The organism is Leptolyngbya sp. O-77, from assembly GCF_001548395.1.
Lineage (GTDB): Bacteria > Cyanobacteriota > Cyanobacteriia > Elainellales > Elainellaceae > Thermoleptolyngbya.
Genome location: NZ_AP017367.1, coordinates 3,829,817 through 3,849,465, shown reverse-complemented (window position 1 = coordinate 3,849,465; position 19,649 = coordinate 3,829,817). Strand labels below are relative to the sequence as shown.

Genomic DNA, 19,649 nt, shown 5'->3' with positions numbered 1-19,649 from the left:
GGGGCAATTTGCCAGAGGGCTGCAACCGAGGGAGGGGAGAGGCTAGGCGGGCGTGAGGGGCGATCGCCCGGTCATATCGCCCGGTCATGGGGGCATGACTCCAGCAGGCTAATGCCAGCAGTGCGCCTATGCCACAAGCTGCGCTTCCGGCAGATAAAGCCGCTCCTCGTCTGCGTCATACTCAAATAGCTCTGCATAGCGTCCCCAATCTACAGCGGTCGCAAACTGGCGCTCTGCTTCGGCGTGGGGAAAGTGTTCATCCCACAGATCCAGGAAAAAGTCTGCCCGCATGGAGCCGTTTTGCTTTTCGCGCAGGGTGCTGCAAATGCTGTCAAACACGGGGATATGGCGCAGAAGCTGCTGTCGGAACAGGTCTTTGCTTTGCAGGATGGTGGTCGTGGCAAATTCTCGACCCACTTCCGTCAGCCTCACATCGCCTGCGGCAACCGTTGCAAAACCCAACAGAACGGCTGCATCCAAAATGGGCAGTAGATCATCGACCGTTAGCCCCAGGCGCTCGGCCAGGCGGGGCAAATCTTCCTGTCCGTCTGGCTTTTCCACCAGCAGTTCCAGGAGTCCGCTGATGCCGCCGGCCCGGGCGTGGGGCAGGTGCATTTCGTAGGGCGATCGCCGCACGCTGTTAGCGGCTGCACCCTCGAATCGGGCGGCAGGAACGGGGCTGGCGGCGACTGCTCCAGCCACTCCCAGTCCAGTCACCTCCAGGTCGGGGTTGGTCATGACGGTGTAAAGATAGTCCACCAATGCGGTAAATCGGGGCTGGGTGCGATCGTGGGAGCGGGGCAAATCGACATCGATAATGCCACGAATTCGACCCGGACGTGCGCCCAGCACGACAATCCGATCAGCCAGAAACACGGCTTCCTCGATGTTGTGGGTGACGATCAAAATACTTTGAGACGGGAACTGGCCTGCATTCCAGAGATCGTCAATTTCGCCCCGCAGGTTTTCTGCGGTCAGCACATCGAGGGCGCTAAACGGCTCATCCATAAACAGCACTTTGGGCTGTAGCACCAGGGCCCGCGCAAAGCCGACCCGCTGCTTCATGCCGCCCGATAGTTCCTTGGGGTAGGCGCTTTCAAACCCATCCAGCCCCACGAGGTCAATTGCTTCGAGCGATCGCCGTCGTCGTTCTGCCAGTTCTACACCCTGAGCATCCAGCCCTAGTTCAACGTTTTCCTGCACCGTCAACCAAGGCAACAGTGCAAAGCTCTGAAACACCATCGCTACGTCGGTATTTGTTCCCTTGAGGGGCTGCCCGTTGCTGTAGACCCTGCCCTCGCTGGGCGACAGCAGCCCCGCCATGATTCGCAGCAGCGTACTCTTGCCACTCCCGCTGCGGCCAAGCAGAGCCACGACCTCCCCAGGATAGATCGCAAGATTGATGTTGCTCAGAACCGTGAAGCTTCCTTTCCCTTCAGGAGAGGCAAAGCTTTTGCTCACCTGCTCAACAGCAATCAAGGCGGTGTCTAGACGGGTCTTCGGGGTCATGGGGCACTCCTAAAGGGGGGGATTTCAGAGGAATGTTTTCTGGTGCAGTGTCACGGTTTAGTTTTAGGGTGATGCCTCGGCTCGTAGTCAGCGCTTCAGCGCTAAAGCGCTGACTACCAACCTAAGCTCTAGCTGTGACATAGCACTAGAGATGATATTTCGTCTCAGCTAGCTCATAGAGTCGCCGCCAAAACAGGCGGTTGAAACCCACCACAAACAGGCTCATCATGGCAATGCCCAGCGTAATGCGGGGCCAGTCACCCAGAGTGGTGGCTTCGGTAATGTAAGTCCCCAGACCCGTGGCGGTGAGGGTACTAGACCCCCAGGATACAATCTCAGACACGATGCTGGCGTTCCAAGCACCGCCGCTAGCTGTGACCCCGCCCGTTACCCAGGCCGAAAAGATGCCCGGAATAATCACTTTTCTCCAGCGCTGCCAGCCTCGCAGCCCCATGTTGTCTGCCATTTCCCGGAGGTCGGTGGGAATTGTCTGGGCCCCAGCGATGGAGTTGAACAGGATGTACCACTGAGCGCCCAGGGCCATGAGCAGAATGCTGCCCCACTCGATGCTGATGTTGGTGCGGATAAAGAAAAGGGTGGCAAAGGGAAAGATAAAGTTTGCGGGGAAGGAGGCGAGGAACTGCACCACGGGCTGCAAGAGTCGTGCCAGCTTGGGATTGAACCCGATCGCCACGCCAATGGGAGTCCAGATGATCGTGGCAATGACCATCAGCACCATTACCCGGAGCAGGGTCAAAAGCCCCAGCCAAAAGGTTTTCAGGACTTCGGCGGGGCCGACGGTTCTGAAGATAAAGTGCAGCATCCAGGCGATGATTGCGCCAATAATCAGCAGTAATAGCAGATTGAACAGGCGATCGCCCTTTTCGCCAGTCCCATCGCGCTCTGGATAGGTGCTGCGTGGCGGCGTGAGGGCCGACAGGGCCCGCTTGGTCGATTCTCCAATCGGGCGCAGCAGCCGCCCCAGCGTGCGCGGGATACGGGCCGCTTGCAGCAGGTCGTAGACCCAGGAAGTGGGCGACGCAGCCCCAGCGCTCTGCTCCAGGCGGAACTTGTCTGACCAGACGACAATCGGTCGCCAAAATAGCTGATCGACCAGCAAAATCACAATGGCAATGGTTAGGATGGCCCAACCCAGAGCGGAGAGGTTCTCCTCCACAATGGCCTTTTCCACGTAGGAGCCAATCCCTGGCAGCGTGTATTCCTGATTCAGCACGCTGATGGCTTCGCTAGCCGCCACAAAGAACCAGCCTCCCCCAAAGCTCATCATGGCGTTCCACACCAGCCCAATCATGGCCGACGGAACTTCCAGCCGCGTAAACCGCTGCCAGCCCGATAGCCGATACAGCCGAGCGGCTTCCATAAGTTCCTGGGGCACAGTCCGCAGCGACTGGTAAAACGAAAAGGTCATGTTCCAGACTTGGCTGGTGAAGATGGCGAAAATCGACGCAGCCTCCAGCCCCAGCAGGCTCCCTGGAAATAGCGCAATAAATCCCGTCACCGTAATCGACAGAAACCCCAGCACGGGGACAGACTGCAAAATATCCAGCAGCGGGATCATAATGCGCTCGGCGCGGCGGCTGCGGGCAGCAATATACCCATAGATCAGCGTAAACAGAGTGGAGAACGCCAGCGCGATGAACATCCGCAGCGTCGATCGCCCGGCATAGTAAGGCAAATTGCGCGGATCGAGGTCGATTTCGGGTGAGACTTCGGGCGGCGCAAAGCGAACCATCATGTCTGCCCCCAAGCGACCGATCAGCGCAAGCAGGGCGATCGTGCCCAGAATCACGGCGATATCGGCAAGGCCGAAGGGGAACCGTTTGAGGGCTTCAGGTGTGGGGAAGGTACGCATGGCGCGGATACACTCGCTGGGCGGACATTGAATGACTTTTGAGATGCTTTAGAGCATCTCAGATTAGAGGAAGAGAATTTGGTTGGCCAAGATCAGTAGAACACGCAGTCTACGGCAGAATAGGCGATCGCCCTTGCTTGCTCTCTAACTACGTCGATTACGTCTACGTCAATCTGACACATCAATCTGACACATCAATCTGACTCTTGTCTGAGGCACGTCAATTTTTACATCATTTCCGCCGCAGCCCAGACCGCTGTATTTTAAGCTGGAATACGGATATTGCAAGGGATTCGGGCATTGGGGCGATCGCCAGCCTATTCATCTGGATTGGCATCGTTGCGATGTTTCGGTGAACGTTCCAGCGCGTGTTTTGTGAATGTTCTAGTCATTTGAGCATTCTTTTTAAGACATCTGTTCTGACTTAACTTGTTCTGACTGAAAAGCTGTTAAGAGGCAAGCATGATCGAGAAAATTTTGCTGGCAGATTCTGGCACTGGGCATACCGAAGAAATGCTCAAAAGCCTGATGGAGATTCCGATTTTTCAGGCGGCGACGGTGACCGTGCTGCATGTCGTGCCACCGCAGGTGACGGCCGATGACATGGTGGCCAAGTGGGAAGAGGGCGGCAGGATTTTGTCTCAGGCGATCCAAAACCTGAAGCTTGACCCGGCGCGGGTGACGGCGGTGCTGCGCGAGGGCGAACCCAAAGACGTGGTGCTAAAAGTAGCGGATGAAGTGGATGCTGACCTGATCATCATGGGATCTCGCGGGCTAAAGCGGATTCAGTCAATTCTGGAAAACTCCGTCAGCCAGTATGTGTTTCAGCTCGCCTCGCGGCCAATGCTGCTGGTGCGGGATGATCTCTACGTAAAGAAAATCAACCGCATCATGGTGGCGATGGACAAGTCTGATTCGGCGAAGGAAACGCTGAAGCTGGCTATTACCTTCTTGCGCGACATCAAGGGCGGGCAACTGGTGCTGGTGCATACCAACCCGGAGATGAAGCTCAAGCCCGGTGAAATTGCAGCGAACCCAGAGGAAGATCCGGTGCTGATTCCGGCGATCGCTGAAGCCAAAAAATACGGCATCTCCTACAAAGCAGCCGCCCCCGAAGGCAAGCCCGGCGAACGCATCTGTCAGCTTGCGGAAGACCTGAACGTAGACCTGCTGATGCTCGGTTCGCCCGATCGCCGCCCCACCATTGCCAAGGGATTGCCCGATCTGGATCGGCTGCTGGGTCAGTCGCTGTCAGACTACGTGCGGGTGTATGCGCCGTGCCCCGTGCTGCTGGTGCGAATCCCGAATCCGTAGCCAGGAGCGACCGTTCACAACAGGACGTACCTTAGCCGATCGCCCTCAGGTAGGCAGCGCTGAGCCGGTTCAGGTAGTTCTTTAGGCTGAAGTTCTGGGCCACCTGTTTCCCGGTTTCTGCAAGCTGGTCGCGTAGGGGGCGATCGCCCAAGATTTGTTCTAGCTTGGCTTGAATATCCGCCACGTCGTAGGGATTCACGTACAGTGCCGCCGGGCCGCAGACCTCTGGCAAGCAGGACGCGCTCGATGTGACCACCGGACAGCCCATCGTCATCGCCTCGATCGGCGGCAGCCCAAACCCTTCGTAGAGCGACGGGAAGACAAAACAGTACGCCCCCTGATACAGATAGCGCAGGGCATCACCGGGGACATATTCCAGCAGGCGCACGTCCTGCTTGGCACCGGGGTCAAACAGATAATCCAGCCGCCCCAGGTCGTCCTCAAAGGACCAGGCCTTTTTGCCCACGATCACCAGCGGCAGGTCAGTTTCCAGCGCGGCGTAGGCTTCCAGCAAGCGCCCGACGTTCTTCTTGGGTTCGATCGCCCCCACAAACAGCAGATAGTTCTGGTAGCCCAGCCGATAGCGCTTGAGAAATTCACCGATTTCCTCCGGCTCTGCGTCCAGCGGCTTGATATTGACGGGCTGGTAGGTGACGACGATTTTATCGGGGTCGGCATCGAAATAGGCCAGCACGTCTTTTTTGGTGTGTTCCGAAACGGCGATCGTCAGGGTGGAATCCTTGAGCGATCGCTTCACTTTGTTATAGAAATCTTTCTTGTTGTCCAGCGTCGTGTAGGGCAGGCGCAGGGGAATCAGGTCGTGAATCGTCGTGATTTTCTTCGCGCCGGGAATGCTGACGGGCAGCGGAAACGTGGCGTGCCACAGGTCAATTTTTTCGGGAATCGTCACCGAGGTCGATCGTCCAAACAGGTTAAACGCTGCATTGGCGACACTGTAGCACTTCGGCAGGTTGTAGGAACGGGCCAGCTCGATGAAATCTTCGGTAAACTTGCCCTGCTTCAGCACCACTTCGCCCACGGTTTCCGCCGCCCACGCCCGATAGAGCGACGGCACGGAGGATTTCAGCAGGTCTTTGATCAGCATCAGGTTTTCGACGAGCTTGCGCCCGCCCACGTCCTGCTCATCAAAAAACAGCACCTCGTCCAGGATGGCATCTTTTTTATTGCTGTTGCGGCTCAGCAGCACGTCCACGTCCGCCCCCAGCACCGTCAGCGCCCGAATTAGGTTCACCGCGTAGGTGCGGATGCCCGTGCCCGTGGTCAGTTGCAGGTTGTAGCCATCTACGAGAACTTTGAGTCCGGCGAGGACGGGGTCGGCCAGGGGTGGCTCTGGCGGGCGATCGCGCTCCACCAGTTCCAGCCCCCCGTCTCGACTCGTCGCCGGAACCGCCAGATCCTTCAGCGCCGCATCCAGAATCGGCTGCCCGTCCTCTTGCCGTTCGCTGATGTTGCCCCAAGTGGAACCCTGCTCCGTAATCTGGAAGCTCCGCACCAGCCCCGGCACGCAGACCAAGTACTTGCCCCGCTTGGGAATGGCATGGGGCGACCAGGCAGTGATCCACCAGTCCTCATCGGCTCCCTGACCCGGCTTGCCGCCCGTCGGCTTGGGTGCGCCCAGGTACGGCGTAGGAATCGGCATCACCCCAGCCCAATAGTCCCGATGGGCGTGCAGGTGTTGCCCCGGCATAGAGCGCTTAAACAGCACTTCGTACCCGGCAATGCTGCCCCTGGCAAAGGTGGGATGCTCCAGCGCGTCGCGCCCTGCCAGAATCGGTCGCTCCAGCGGGTCTTGGATCTGCTCCAGAATCTTGAACAGGTCGGGATGCACGTCCACATCGTCCTGGAAGTAGGAAATCCAGTCGATGGCGGGGTCGGCTAGCCAGTAGCCGATGCCGACGTTCATGGCGTTGGGCAGGCCGCGATTTTCGGGAATGCGGATGAGGGGAACACCGTGTTCGTCGGCAATACGCTGGTTGGCGGCGGCATTTTCGGGGGTGGAAGCGTCGTCCACAATCACCACGGGCGCACCGAGCTGAAGGATCTGGGGGAGCGATCGCCCCAGGCTCTCTGGTCGGTTGTAGGTGGTAATCGTCACGCCATAGCGAATCGGCTTTACCTTGCCCCGCTGCTGCGCCTCCACCACCGCAAGCTGGTTCAGCAAGGGCTGGAGATGCACCCCTGCTGCCTTCGGCGCGTTCTCTGGTGGCTGCTTGGCAAACACCACAAACACCGCATTGGCAAAAATCGGCTGAAACGTCCGCAGCACCTCCAGCGCAAAGGGTGGCTCGATTTCCGCCACCATGCCCTTGTGCATCACCACATAGTCAAAGTGGGACGGCGGCAGCAGGTAGGTGATGTTGTAGTGATAGTTGCCCGGAAAGAACTCCATGAACTCGTTTGGTGCAAGAATCGCGTCGAGTTCATGGGCGTGTTGCTTTAGGAAATCGCGGGTTTCGATCCAGGCGGGGTCGGTGAGGGGAAACGGCATTTTAACCAGAGACAGGATGAACCAGAGACAGGATGAACCAGAGAAGAGAGGGCTTCTCAACCTCCCATCATCCCATCATCCCCGCGTTCCTACGCTCTTCCCCTCAGCCCCACCTCTGACGGCACCGTGCGCCAGAGTTGCTCCAGATGGGTGGCGGGCATGGTCAGGTAAAGCACGTCCCCGGCTTGCAGCGTGACATCCAGCAGGTTCCAGCCGTGGGTGGTTTTGCGTTCGGCCTCTAGGTACAGCGGCACAAAATCGACATCCATTGCGGCTTCCTTGAGGGGGCGATCGCAGAAGGGATGACCCGGCGTAATCAGCGTCGCCAGGGCAACCCACAGGCTGTCGCCGGCCATGCCGTTGCCCAGGATGCGACCGCCCAGTGCGGCCGCCGCAAAGGAGGGAGCCGCCAGATCCGCCGGACTCAGCACGGCTTCAAAATCAAAGACCTGTTCTGCTAGCGGGGCAAACTGCGGATCTTGGTTGCGAACGATGACGGAGATGCGGGGCGCGATGCCCTTAGCCGTCAGGGCAATTTCCAGATTGGCTACGTCATCGCTGGTGACAGCGATCAGGGCCCGTGCTGAAGCGATATGGGCATCCTGGAGCGTGCAGGCCAGACTGGCATCTCCAAGAATTACAGGCACGCGCAGCGATCGCACGGCGCTCAAAAAGCGATTGCCTGGATCTTTTTCAATCACCACCACGCGGCCACCGCTGGCGTGGAGCTGGCGCACGGTTTGGATGCCCACGCCGCCCAGCCCGCAGACGATGTAGTGATTGCGGCGGGGAATGGGGGCCGACTGCCAAAGCTGCCGTAGCCGAGTTCCCAGCACCAAGTCGTTCAGCAGGGCGTAGCAGATGCCAACCACGCCCGTACCGATCAGCATCATTGACACCGTGAACAGTTTAATTTCGGGCTGCGCTCCTTCGGCCACGCCTTCGTTGCCGCCTGCCCCTGTGATCATCCCTACCGAAAAGTAGAGGGCATCGATGAAATCTGCGCGGACATGCTCGGTGTAGAGCAGCGTAGCCCCCAGAATCGCCGCGAGCAAGAGCAGGATGGCCATTACTGTCGGGCGGACATGCTGCTGAAACTGGCGCAGGTGGTTGCCCCAAACGAGCAGCGTTTCACTGAGCGATCGCCCGCTGACTTGGGCTTCGGGCTTGGTAGCCACTATCAGGCGATCGCCCCATTGCAGCAGCTGCCCATGCACCACCCCCGACACCAGATCCATACGGCTATTTTCTGGCAGGTAATAAATCAGCATCCGCGAGCGGTCTTCCCAGAGTTCGCTCAGCGGTCGCCCCAGCCAGGGATGGGTTTCGTCGATGAACTCCTCCCGCATCGGCCAGACCTGATCAAACAGACGCAGTTGCCCAATCGCCCGACTGCCCATCGCGGCAAAGGCAAACACCGGAGCCGCCAGTGCCGCCACGCTCATGCTGACGTGATCGGGCAGCGTGTGGTCGAGGCGATCGCCCAGGCTGGTGTTAAACAGGCGATTGATAATGCGAATGCGGGGATTCAGCACTCGCGCCTGCGTCAGCACGGCCAGATTTTGCGCGTCGTCGCTGCTGGCCAACACCAGCGTATGAGCCTCTTGCACGCCTGCCTCCAGCAAAATTGCTGCCGAGCGCATATCGCCCACGATAATGTCTGCGCCGCCATGCTCAGCCTGGGCAACCGGGCGACTGTTGATCCCCACCACCGCTGCGCCCTGCTGCTTCAGCAGGCAGAAAATCTTGTACCCCGCTCGACCCAGACCACAAACGATAATTCTTGGTTTCATGAATTCCTGATTGTCAGCCATATTTCCCGTCAGCGGGACGCAGGATTCACGCCTGATAGCCTTCCTGCCAACCTTAAAAAAGGTGATAGAAAAGGCGATCGCACGCTGCGCTCCAAAGTCTCAAAAAAACCCAACTTCTGGCTTATTAATTGCTTATTAGTTACTTATTAATTGTTTGTCAGGCGAAACGGGCAAACTGTAGCCCCAGGCACGATGCTGCAAATGTTTACCCGATGTAAGGGTTTTGGGCGATGGGGCGATCGCTCTGTTGCCCGTCCCCAACGCCTGATAGCGCTGAACCAGACTGGGCACACTAAGGCTGGACAGTTCACAAGACATTTCAACAAGACCCTTCAACCCTGGTGATTTCCATGCGTCCTCGCTCCAATTCCGGCGCAATTCGCCCCAAAATCAGCACCATGCCCCGCCCAAAAACCGAAGCCGCTGCGTTTCTGGATTTGTATAAACTCTCCGTTGAAAAGAAGCGGCTCCAGCAAGAGCTTCAGTCGCTTGAGGTGCGCCGCCAGCAAATTGGCGATCGCCTCTCGGCGCTAGACAGCCAGATCGCCACCCTGGAAACCCGCGTTGAGTCCCTGCGCGAACAGGAGGAACCTGCCTCTCGCTCGCTGCCCGGTTTGGCTCACCCCATTCCTGAAAGTTTTGACATGGTGTTTTTGCAGAAGTGTTGAATGATAGCAAATATGTTTAAAAAAATAGCCCCTAATCGTGTAAACTAGAGGCTATAAAAAAGAAAATAATGTTAGTATCATGATATCAAACTTTCCTGAGATCGTCAAAAAGCATCTGGGCCACCTCGCCACGGATGACTATCCGGTTCTCAACAGCTTTCTATTTGTTTCTATTTGGCTCTCCTTGGTTCTCGATCAGAGTCAAAGCAGTATGAGGAGCGTCTTCAAGCGCTTAAATATTCGTGGCATCAAGGTCAAGATTTCTACTTTTTCTAAAGCCAGCAAGAACCGTGATCCCCAGATACTTTATGATCTTTTTTGGGTATTGAAGCAGGAACTCCACAAAAGGCATAAGATTGATGCTGCAAAGCTGACTTTATTTCCGCTGGATTCAACCATTGTTAGTTTGACGAGCAAGTTGCTCTGGGCGCAGGGTATTCACCAAGTAAAGCTGTTTAGTGGTTTAGATTTAATGACACATGAGCCGGGGGGTGTTTTCATCCACTTTGGTCAAGGTCATGACAGTAAACATGGGAAGGAAACGATCGATGCTGTGCCTGATAATAGTGTCGGGGTCATGGATCGGGGCTTTTTAGCTAGCCTAGCTCGAATTCGCTATTTACTGAATCAAGAGAATCGCTACTTTATCGTCAGAATCAAGAATAATATTAGTCTCAAGATGCTAGAAAATGGCAACTTCTTGATTGGCACGGGTAAGGAGCAAGTTGAAGCACGGGTTGTCGCCTTTTGTGATTTAGAATCACAAACAGAATATCGCTTGTCAACGAATCTACCGATAGGGGGAGAAAATACCATTTCCAATGAGGAAATTAGCGAATTTTATCGTTTGCGTTGGCAGATAGAGTTATTTTGGAAATTTCTGAAGATGCATCTGAAACTAGATCGACTAATTACTAAGAATGTGAACGGGATTGAGATGCAGATTTATGCGTGTTTGGTAGCTTATGTGATTTTGCAATTGGTGACAATTCCGAAAGAATTTGGCAACAAAGTATTAGATAAGCTACGATATTTACAGGCTTTTATGTGTGAAAATATCAGTTATGCCCACTGGCTCCAAAAATTAGTGTTTTGTTGACAAAACCAGCTTGCCACAGGATTAGTGTGTCTATTTTTAGAAAAGAAAATCTTAAGATTCAACACTTTTGGTGTTTTTGGAATATTAGGTCGCGGTTTTGTAGCCATGATTTAGTAGCGATTGTTTGTAGCCAGTCGTGGCATCGTTGCCGAGCTCTGAAATCGCCAAGCGAATCTCAATTTAATTCCAAGTTCAAACAGTTCCAACGTTCAAACAGTCGAATCCACTCGGCAAAACCAACCCCATGACGACTCTGGAGCTAATTACCAGCCTTGCTTTTGCCTGCATGATTGTGGGTCTATTTTTTGATTTGGATTCTACTGTCAAGCGGATTGATCGGCGAACCAAGCGCCTAGAGCTTTGCCTTGATCTCATCCTCGATCGACTGGAAATTGACACACCGTTTCAGCTTTCCGAGCGGATTAAACAAATTGCGCTTGATCCCGAACGTAAAGTTGAAGCGATTCGGCTTTATAAAGAAGAAACAAACGTAACGCTGCGAGAAGCGGTTGATGCAATCAACGCATACATCGCGCAACATCAATCTTCAAGTAATCCGTAGAGTGCGCTTTTTGAAGCGTAGCTCCCTCCCCGCAGCTCACAATCAAGCCCTAATAGCGAGTATGCATACAGCATGGATTTAGAGGGCGATCGCCCATGAGACAGACCTCAGCAAGAACCCGGATCGCTGCGTTTCTCGGCGCTTCTCTGCTGCTCGTGCTGTCGGGATGGGTCTACCTCGAAGTGCAGGGGTTGGGCTTTCCAGATGGCTTTTTGACCAAGCTAGATCGCGCCAAAAAACTGTTGGGTCTAATTTTTCTGTGGGTCAGTTTGCCAATCGCTCTGTGGCTCAGCTGGCTGGGCTGGGTTGCGGCGCGGCAACCGATCGGGAGGCTTCTCCGCAGCACGATCCTGGGCTACGGCGCGTTTCTGCTGATATTGCTGGGCATCTATGGCTATTTGCGGCAAACCCTCGATGCTGGCGGCGGCGGATAGCGATGGGTTTGGAAGTCGCGATGGCTTGGGAAGCTGATCTCGAAAGCAGTAATGGAGGCGATCGCCCCGATTCCGCCCAGCCTCAGAACTGCGGCAGAACCTCGGTCAGCCAGCCTCGCGTGTAAGATAGAAAGCGTCCATTCCATTCCTGCTTTTTTACTCAAACCGTTAGCCAATCCATGTCGAACGCCGTTCCTTCTGCACAACCCGAAGACGAATCACCGAAGAAGATTTATCTGCCGCGCACCAGCGAATCGGAAACGCTGAAGAAGATTCGGCACACAACTTCCCATGTGATGGCGATGGCTGTGCAGAAGCTCTTTCCCAAAGCCCAAGTCACCATTGGGCCCTGGATCGAGAACGGCTTTTACTACGACTTTGATAGCCCAGAACCCTTTACTGAAAAGGATCTGAAGGCAATCAAAAAAGAGATGACCAAAATCATCAATCGCAAGCTGCCCGTGATCCGAGAAGAGGTCTCGCGGGAAGAGGCCGAGCGCCGCATTAAAGCACTGGGCGAACCCTATAAGCTAGAAATTCTGGCGGATTTGAAGGAACCGATTACGATTTATCACCTGGGCGACCAGTGGTGGGATCTGTGCGCCGGGCCCCATGTGGAATCGACCGCTGAACTGAATCCAGATGCGATCGCCCTAGAAAGCGTGGCCGGAGCCTATTGGCGCGGCGATGAAACCAAAGCTCAACTCCAGCGCATCTATGGCACCGCCTGGGAAACGCCAGAACAACTGGCCGAATATCAGCGCCGCAAAGAAGAAGCCCTGCGCCGCGACCACCGCAAACTGGGCAAGGAGCTAGGGTTATTTATCTTCACCGATATCGTGGGCCCCGGACTGCCGCTGTGGACACCGAAAGGAACCCTGCTGCGATCGCTCCTGGAAGATTTTCTCAAGCAGGAGCAGATTAAACGCGGCTATCTCCCCGTCGTCACACCGCACATTGCCCGCATTGATTTGTTCAAGACCTCCGGGCACTGGCAAAAGTACAAAGAAGATATGTTCCCCATGATGGCGGACGATGACGAGTCGCGCCTGGAGGAGCAGGGCTTCGTGCTGAAGCCGATGAACTGCCCGTTTCACATTCAGATTTACAAGAGTCAGTTGCGTTCCTATCGGGAACTGCCGATGCGGCTGGCGGAATTTGGTACGGTCTATCGCTACGAGCAATCGGGCGAGCTGGGCGGCTTGACCCGCGTGCGCGGCTTCACCGTGGACGACTCGCACCTGTTCGTCACGCCAGAGCAGCTCGATCAGGAATTCCTGAACGTGGTGGACTTGATTCTCAGCGTATTCAAGAGCCTCCAGCTTAAGAACTTTCGCGCCCGCCTCAGCTTCCGCGATCCCGAACAGGACAAATATATCGGCTCCGATGAAGTGTGGGACAAGGCCGAGGGCGCAATCCGCCGCGCCGTGGAAACCCTGGGCATGGATCACTTCTTGGGCATTGGCGAGGCCGCGTTCTATGGACCAAAGCTGGACTTTATCTTCCAGGATGCGCTCGATCGCGAGTGGCAACTGGGCACGGTGCAGGTGGATTACAACCTGCCGGAGCGGTTTGATTTGGAATACGTTGCCGAAGACGGTTCCCGCAAGCGTCCGGTGATGATCCACCGCGCCCCCTTTGGCTCGCTGGAGCGGCTGATTGGGATTTTAATTGAAGAATACGCGGGCGACTTTCCGCTGTGGCTGGCTCCGGTGCAGGTGCGGCTGATGTGCGTGACGGAGGAGCAGATGCCCTTTGCCCAGTTGGTGGTGGAGCAGATGCGATCGCGCTCCATCCGCGCCCGAACTGGACAACAGCGGCGAACGCCTGGGGCAAGATGATCCGCAATGCCGAAAAGGACAAAATCCCCCGTGATGGCGGTGATCGGTGCGAAAGAAATGGAATCCAACGCCCTCAGCATCCGCACCCGCGCCTCTGGTGAACTGGGGGCAATCCCCGTGGCGGAGGTGCTGGAGCGGTTGACCGGGGCGATCGCCCACTACGGCAATTTTTAGGGGCAATTTTTAGGCGGCCGATGCAATAAGGGTTCAGGTCGCCTGTGTCGCCCTAAATCAAATTTCTCTTCCCGTTGCCGGATGTCACCCGGATTACCTACAGGGATGTAGCCCACAGCGGATATTAGGGGCTAGGGATTTGCCATGCGGATGCACTGCTGACCGCTGTCTCAAGCAGATGGCTGGTCAGGCTGACGGCAGAATGGCGATCGCCCCACATTCCAAACTCCCAATCTAATCGCCTTAAAAATGAGAGATAACGCTGTAACCGTAATCAAAGGCATTGACGACGCGGCCGCCAAAGCCCTGCAAGCAGCAGGCATCGAAACCACCGAAGCCCTGCTCGAAAAAGGCGCAACCCCAACCGGACGCAAGCGGTTGGCCCAGGCAACCGGATTGCCCGAAGCCAATCTACTGCGCTGGCTCAACCTGGCCGACCTGTATCGCATCAAAGGCATCGGGCGAGAATATGCCGACCTGCTGGAACTGGCGGGCGTAGACACCGTGCCCGAACTGGCCCAGCGCAACCCCGAAAACCTGCATCAGCAAATTGTCCGCTTGAACGAAGAACAGAATATCGTCAAGCTGCTGCCCGAAGCCATACTCGTTGCCAATTGGGTCGCCCAGGCAAAGGAACTGCCCCGCGTGATTCAGTATTAATCCGTCTAAATCCGCCGCATGAGGAAGCCACTGCGGGCTAGTGCAGGGGCATGATTTAGTTTTAGGGAGTGTCATCAATTAGATAAGCTGTAATCAGCAGTGATTCAGCTATCTGACGATTATGACAACCCGACGCTACGCCCTGCGCGATGACCAATGGGAACGGCTCCAAGATTTGCTCCCTGGACGAGCGGGGGCGGTGGGAGTCACAGCAAAGGATAATCGTCTGTTTGTCGAGGCAGTGCTATATCGATATCGAGCCGGCATTCCCTGGCGAGACTTGCCAGAGCGGTTTGGTCATTTTCGCAAGGTTCACACCCGCTTTCGGCGCTGGGCAAAGACGGGCGTATGGCAACGGGTGTTTCAGGTGCTGTCTGAAGATGCAGACAACGAATACGCCATGATCGACACCACGATTGTGCGTGCTCATCAGCATAGTGCTGGGGCAAAGGGGGGTGCCAATGCCCAAGCCATTGGTCGTAGTAAAGGGGGATTGAGCACCAAGATTCATGCGACTGTCGATGCACTGGGCAATCCGACAGGCTTTCACCTCACACCCGGGCAGACCTGTGACCTTGATGGGGCTGATGTGCTGCTAAGAACATTCAAGCTGATACAGTCCTGGCTGACAAAGGATATGACGCAGACCAACGGGTGATTGAGCGACTCCAACAACAGGGCAAGGCTGCTGTGATTCCGCCCAAGCGAAACCGCAAGACACCGCGTGAATACGACAAGGAGCTATACAAAGCGCGGCATCTGATTGAGAACTTCTTTGCCAAACTCAAGCAGTATCGAGCGATTGCGACACGCTATGACAAGTTAGCCGAGACGTTTCTGAGTGCAATTTACATGGCGGCTGCCCTGACTTGGCTTAATTGATGACACGCCCTAGGGTGATGCCTTGGCTCGTCGTGAGCGCTTCAGCGCTAAAGCGCTTACGACCAACCTAGGTTCTAGCTGTGACATAGCACTAGCGTGTAGTTTTAACGCTGCACCTTTTTGAATTTTGGCCCTGCTTGACCCGTGGGATAAACACCTCTCCACGCTGAGCAGGGCCGAGCCATATTTGAGCCTTCCCAGATAGACTCGCCCGCTGATGGGGCATTCTAGATCACGTCAGGGAGCGTCCTCGGTTTTGTAGATCAAGGAATGTTTAGCCCAGGAGATTCATGGGGGGCGATCGCCCGCGCCATCCCAAAAAAAACAGACCCCGCGCCAACCGCTCATTCGACAAACCCTGTTCGACAATCAAGGCCTGGGATTTGACCGCCAGGGCTACCTCCATCCAGATGCAGCTTATAAAACGTTCTGTCCCAACAGACAGCTTTCGACACTGTCGCTAGATTTAAGCTGTCATTAGACTTAAACTGGCACTCAGCAGCAGGGTGTAATTAGAATTTTGGGGTGCTATCCCAATCGGGATTTCAGTCGATACAAGCCAATACAAGTCGATAAAATAAGTCGATCCCGCACATCAGATGGTCCAGCCCCGCCCCGAAGACTGCGTTTGAAAGCGTTTGAAATCGACAGTGGTCAGCGGGTGTTCTTAAACTTGCGCTAGGCTGCTTCACGCTCAGACGATTGACCTGACTCGTTCAGTCGCTCTGCCCGACAACAGTCTTGCGGTAGCTGCCTATCGACTGGCTGACCCAGGCTTTTCGCAGATTATTCCCTGTAAATTTCTCTGTAAATTTCTCTGTAGACTTTTCCCAGGACTTTCCCAGATAGTTATACCCGCGCACGATCGTCACGCTGACATGGGTTCTTCCAAAAAGCCGTCAAACCCTGAGAAACAACTGGCGACTCTAAAACAGACTCTTCAGGCTTTGCGTGAAGAGGAAACTGAAGATGCGCTGGTAGAGACGGCGATCGCCTATGTCGAGGAAGAATGCGACTATTCGCTCATCTGGATCGCGTCCTACGACCGCGTGGGGCACTGTCTGCGCGGGCGGGGTGGGCGCGTGCCCAATGGCGACCCAGGGCCGCTACGGCAGCAGTTTGGGCTAAATCCGGGCGATTTGATGGAGCAGGTGGTGATTCAGCAGCGGCCGATGGGCGTGCCGGATCTGCGCGAAGAGATGCGGGCAGGCGACTGGCGCAAGCTGGCCCAAAAGTATGCCATTCAAGGAGCGTCTATCTTTCCCCTGCGGCATCGAGATCAATGCCTGGGCGTGGTGATTTTGGGGTCGTTTCTCTGGGGCGTGTCGCCCCACGCTGACGAACGCACCCGACTGTCGATGGTGTTTGGGGCGCTGGCATCGTCGCTCTTTCAGCTTGAAGCAGAACGGCAGCGCCAGCAAACCAAGCGCCCGGCCGAGCCGCTGCTGTCGCTGTTGGGCAAGCTGCGATCGCTCCCCGATCTCTCAGCGCGGCTGGCGGCAGTGGTAGACGAAACCCAGCGCTTTGTCGCCCCTACGCGCACCAATGTCTACTGGTTTGAGCCAGAACGACGCTACTTTTGGCTGCGGGCCAGCAGTCGCGATGGCAGCGGCTATGGCAGTGGCTATGGCAGCGGGCAAGCGGTGACAGGCTTCACGGCTCAGGAAGTCAACAGCTTTTATCAGGCACTGGCGGCGGATCAACTGGTGTCGGTGGGCGAGGCCCACAGTTCGCTGAAAGCAGAAGTAACGGGACGACTGATGCAGCAAATCCAGGCGCGATCGCTCTTGGTGGCTCCCATCCTGCTGCATAACGAGCTACACGGCTTTTTAGCCGTCGAGGGCAGCGAGCCGCGCATCTGGTCAGATGAGGAGAAGAGCTACGTGCGCGGCGCGGCCCAACTCATCGCTCTGACTGCGCCCCTAGAAGGCATGGAAGAAACCATTCAGCAGGTGAAGCTGGATCAGGCGCTCACGGCTGAACTGTCCACCGCCATCTTTAGCGACTACGACTGGAACCAAACCCTGAAGCGGGCCTCCGACTTGCTGAGCCAACGGCTGCGGGCCGAAACTTTTGCGGTGCTGCTCTACAGTTCCGAGCAGGAGGGCTTTGAGGTGGTGTATCAAAGCCACGGGTCGCAGCGGCGCAATTTGCCCCCTTGGCTGGACGCGCTCAACCAGGTCGATTGGCAAATGCTGGAACGCAGCACCGATCCCGTCGGCATTGAAAACCTGACCGAAGACCTGAAGCTGATGGCCTGGCGGCAGGCGTTTCTAGACGCGGGCTTGCAATCGGTGGTGGTGTGCCATACCGCGATTGGGCGATCGCTCGAAGGGCTGGTGGTGTTGGGTCACGACCTGCCCCGCACCTGGAACCGCGCCGAACGGGCCGTGCTGCGCGTCGCCAGCCAGCAAATCGGGGTTATCCTGCACCAGTGGCAGCTCCAGCGGCAGACCGAGCAGCAGCAAAAGATTAACCAGACTATCCAGTGGGGCATGACCACCCTCCAGCAAATCCACACGCTGGAAACGCTTGAGCGCTCAGCCATGCAGCAAATTGCCCAAATTCTTGAGGTTCCCCTGGCGGCGCTGATCACCTGGCAGCCCGGTCGCAATCTGGGCTACATTACCGCCGCTGTGGTGGGCAATGCTCGCTTTTCGATTCACCTGGATGCGGCGATCGCCCTCCATTCAGACTCCCTCGTGCAGTGGGCCAAGCACACCGACGGCCTCCTCCCGCTCACCATCGACGACATCGATGCCGAAACACGCCGCTGGCTCAACGGCAGCGACATTGGGCAAATTTTGGTCATGGCCCTGCGGACGACCCCAGAGCATGAACCGGGTGGCATGGTCATCGTGGCAGACCACCTAGATCGCTACTGGCACGAGCGCCAACTGAATGCCTTTGGAACCCTCGTTAGCCAGCTAGCCTGGTCGCGGCGCTACCTCATCCTGTCGGAAGCCCTCACCCTGCGACAGCGCGATTTGGAGCAAATCAACTGGTACAAACATCGGCAACTGGAAGAGATCTACCGGGCGCTGGGTATTGGGGTGAAACGGCTCAACGAACTCAGCAACCAAAAAGACCCCCTGGCCCACAACCGCTATCAGCAGGTCGTGCGGCAACTGGGCGGACTGCTGTCGGCGATCGCCCCCGTGCTAAAAAACGAGCAGTGGCAGCTTCATAGCGAGTATGAAACCACGCCCCTGGCATCGCTACTCAAGCGGGCAATGGAGCGCGTCGAGCCGCTGATTCGCCAGCGCCAGCTCTGGCATCAGGTGCATAACGAAGAAAGCAGCCTCAACATCGGCGGCGATATCCCCAAGTTGGAACTCGTGCTGCATGAAGTGTTGACCAATGCCTGCCTGCGATCGCCTGCTGGCAGCCGCCTGGACGTGTGGTGTCGCCCGCTGGATGCCCGCTGGTTGGAACTGTCTATCACCGACAACGGCATCATCGAACCGCGCCTGCTTGAAGAACTGCAAACGGGCCGCCCCGAAGACCTGCTTGCGCCCTCCATCCTCGACACGCCACCAGGGCTGCACCTGGAAATCTGCCAGTCCCTCATGCAGCAGATGGGCAGCGAACTGAGCCTGTATCAGCTTGAAGACGGTCGCATTCTCAGCCGGATGCTGCTGCCGATTGCCCTAGGAATGCCGCCCGACAAACCAAAACGCTAGGAAGGTCAGAGCGCTGCGCCGAGCGGAGGCAACTGGATGAATATTTGAAAACGCGCCCTGGAGGACTCGAACCCCCGACATCAGGTTTTGGAGACCTGCGTTCTACCAACTGAACTAAGGACGCAAAGCTACAGCTTTCAGACCATGTTGAGTCCAGTCTATCAGGTTGCGATCGCCCAGCCTAGCCCAGTTTTGAAGATTGCTGAGCGATCGCCCCTGAGAAACCAGACCTAGAGTGGGCGATCGAAGCGCTGCTTCAGACGGGTTGCCTTGCCCACGCGATCGCGCAGATAGTAGAGCTTGGCGCGACGGGCCTTGCCTCGGCGCAACACCTGAATGCTAGCCACACGGGGCGAATGGAGCAAAAACACCCGCTCTACCCCAACGCCCTGAAAAATTCGGCGAACCGTGATGGTTTCGTTAATGCCGCCATTCCGCATGGCGATCACGGTGCCCTCATAGGGCTGAACCCGCTCCTTGCCACCTTCTTGAATCACAACTCCGACCTTGACCGTATCGCCGACGTGGATGATGGGCAAATCGGTCTTCAACTGTTCCGACTCAATGGAGCGGATGATCTCCTGGGCTTTCATGGCTCTCTGGCTCTTTGCAAAAACTCACAGTCTT

18 protein-coding genes and 1 tRNA gene are annotated in these 19,649 nt (G+C 56.4%); 11 read left to right on the top strand and 8 right to left on the bottom strand.

What is annotated here, in order from left to right; translation table 11 throughout:
- Nucleotides 1-126: 126 nt before the first annotated feature.
- On the bottom strand, nt 127-1,509 hold the full coding sequence (locus O77CONTIG1_RS16300) for a nitrate/sulfonate/bicarbonate ABC transporter ATP-binding protein (RefSeq protein ID WP_068512597.1): 1,383 nt from the start codon (nt 1,507-1,509) through the stop codon (nt 127-129).
- Nucleotides 1,510-1,654: 145 nt separating this feature from the next.
- On the bottom strand, nt 1,655-3,382 hold the full coding sequence (locus O77CONTIG1_RS16295; RefSeq protein WP_068512593.1) for an ABC transporter permease: 1,728 nt from the start codon (nt 3,380-3,382) through the stop codon (nt 1,655-1,657).
- Nucleotides 3,383-3,588: 206 nt separating this feature from the next.
- Here O77CONTIG1_RS16295 and O77CONTIG1_RS24735 point away from each other — a divergent pair, with 206 nt between their 5' ends.
- Nucleotides 3,589-3,738 (top strand): hypothetical protein, encoded by a 150-nt coding sequence (locus O77CONTIG1_RS24735; RefSeq protein WP_156435369.1) that lies wholly within the window; start codon nt 3,589-3,591, stop codon nt 3,736-3,738.
- Nucleotides 3,739-3,844: 106 nt separating this feature from the next.
- The gene (locus tag O77CONTIG1_RS16290; protein ID WP_068512592.1) at nt 3,845-4,696 is read left to right on the top strand and encodes a universal stress protein; all 852 of its coding nucleotides are present in this window, start codon (nt 3,845-3,847) and stop codon (nt 4,694-4,696) included.
- A 31-nt stretch (nt 4,697-4,727) separates the two neighbouring features.
- On the opposite strand, the gene O77CONTIG1_RS23710 is transcribed toward O77CONTIG1_RS16290, so the two are convergent.
- The 3 genes from O77CONTIG1_RS23710 to O77CONTIG1_RS24730 all read right to left on the bottom strand — a co-directional run bounded on the left by O77CONTIG1_RS23710 (nt 4,728) and on the right by O77CONTIG1_RS24730 (nt 9,337).
- Nucleotides 4,728-7,205, bottom strand: a complete 2,478-nt coding sequence (locus tag O77CONTIG1_RS23710) for a glycosyltransferase (protein ID WP_084782750.1) — start codon at nt 7,203-7,205, stop codon at nt 4,728-4,730.
- An 89-nt stretch (nt 7,206-7,294) separates the two neighbouring features.
- On the bottom strand, nt 7,295-8,998 hold the full coding sequence (locus O77CONTIG1_RS16280; protein WP_068516697.1) for a potassium channel family protein: 1,704 nt from the start codon (nt 8,996-8,998) through the stop codon (nt 7,295-7,297).
- 156 nt (nt 8,999-9,154) lie between these two features.
- A complete protein-coding gene (locus tag O77CONTIG1_RS24730) occupies nt 9,155-9,337 on the bottom strand; it encodes a hypothetical protein (RefSeq protein ID WP_156435367.1) in 183 nt (60 codons plus the stop codon).
- A 32-nt stretch (nt 9,338-9,369) separates the two neighbouring features.
- On the opposite strand from O77CONTIG1_RS24730, the gene O77CONTIG1_RS16275 reads away from it, so the two are divergent.
- The 8 genes from O77CONTIG1_RS16275 (at nt 9,370) to O77CONTIG1_RS23705 (ending at nt 15,339) form a co-directional block, all read left to right on the top strand.
- Nucleotides 9,370-9,687 (top strand): hypothetical protein, encoded by a 318-nt coding sequence (locus O77CONTIG1_RS16275; protein ID WP_068512590.1) that lies wholly within the window; start codon nt 9,370-9,372, stop codon nt 9,685-9,687.
- 79 nt (nt 9,688-9,766) lie between these two features.
- Entirely contained in the window at nt 9,767-10,786 is a 1,020-nt protein-coding gene (locus tag O77CONTIG1_RS16270) for an IS4 family transposase (RefSeq protein ID WP_068512587.1), read from the top strand.
- 244 nt (nt 10,787-11,030) lie between these two features.
- On the top strand, nt 11,031-11,348 hold the full coding sequence (locus O77CONTIG1_RS16265) for a hypothetical protein (protein WP_068512584.1): 318 nt from the start codon (nt 11,031-11,033) through the stop codon (nt 11,346-11,348).
- A 95-nt stretch (nt 11,349-11,443) separates the two neighbouring features.
- A complete protein-coding gene (locus tag O77CONTIG1_RS16260; RefSeq protein WP_068512581.1) occupies nt 11,444-11,782 on the top strand; it encodes a hypothetical protein in 339 nt (112 codons plus the stop codon).
- A 179-nt stretch (nt 11,783-11,961) separates the two neighbouring features.
- Nucleotides 11,962-13,623, top strand: coding sequence for a threonine--tRNA ligase (gene thrS / locus O77CONTIG1_RS16255; RefSeq protein WP_286132361.1), 1,662 nt, complete (start codon nt 11,962-11,964; stop codon nt 13,621-13,623).
- Between the two features lie 33 nt (nt 13,624-13,656).
- A complete protein-coding gene (locus O77CONTIG1_RS28070; protein WP_286132360.1) occupies nt 13,657-13,797 on the top strand; it encodes a His/Gly/Thr/Pro-type tRNA ligase C-terminal domain-containing protein in 141 nt (46 codons plus the stop codon).
- Between the two features lie 249 nt (nt 13,798-14,046).
- Complete coding sequence (locus O77CONTIG1_RS16250) at nt 14,047-14,457, top strand: DUF4332 domain-containing protein (protein ID WP_068512578.1); 411 nt, start codon at nt 14,047-14,049, stop codon at nt 14,455-14,457.
- A 121-nt stretch (nt 14,458-14,578) separates the two neighbouring features.
- A protein-coding gene (locus O77CONTIG1_RS23705) for an IS5 family transposase (RefSeq protein ID WP_410503469.1) occupies nt 14,579-15,339 on the top strand; the annotation gives its coding sequence in 2 pieces (ribosomal slippage) (nt 14,579-15,065 and nt 15,065-15,339; 762 coding nt in all).
- A gap of 274 nt (nt 15,340-15,613) precedes the next feature.
- Here the strand turns inward: O77CONTIG1_RS23705 and O77CONTIG1_RS27075 are convergent.
- Nucleotides 15,614-15,745, bottom strand: coding sequence for a hypothetical protein (locus O77CONTIG1_RS27075; protein WP_286132359.1), 132 nt, complete (start codon nt 15,743-15,745; stop codon nt 15,614-15,616).
- A gap of 541 nt (nt 15,746-16,286) precedes the next feature.
- On the opposite strand from O77CONTIG1_RS27075, the gene O77CONTIG1_RS16235 reads away from it, so the two are divergent.
- Nucleotides 16,287-19,022, top strand: coding sequence for a GAF domain-containing protein (locus tag O77CONTIG1_RS16235; RefSeq protein WP_225894599.1), 2,736 nt, complete (start codon nt 16,287-16,289; stop codon nt 19,020-19,022).
- Between the two features lie 51 nt (nt 19,023-19,073).
- Here O77CONTIG1_RS16235 and O77CONTIG1_RS16230 read toward each other — a convergent pair.
- Both O77CONTIG1_RS16230 and rplS read right to left on the bottom strand, forming a co-directional pair.
- A tRNA-Trp gene (locus O77CONTIG1_RS16230) sits at nt 19,074-19,146 on the bottom strand.
- Nucleotides 19,147-19,252: 106 nt separating this feature from the next.
- Nucleotides 19,253-19,615, bottom strand: coding sequence for a 50S ribosomal protein L19 (rplS, locus tag O77CONTIG1_RS16225; protein ID WP_068512570.1), 363 nt, complete (start codon nt 19,613-19,615; stop codon nt 19,253-19,255).
- Nucleotides 19,616-19,649 lie beyond the last annotated feature (34 nt).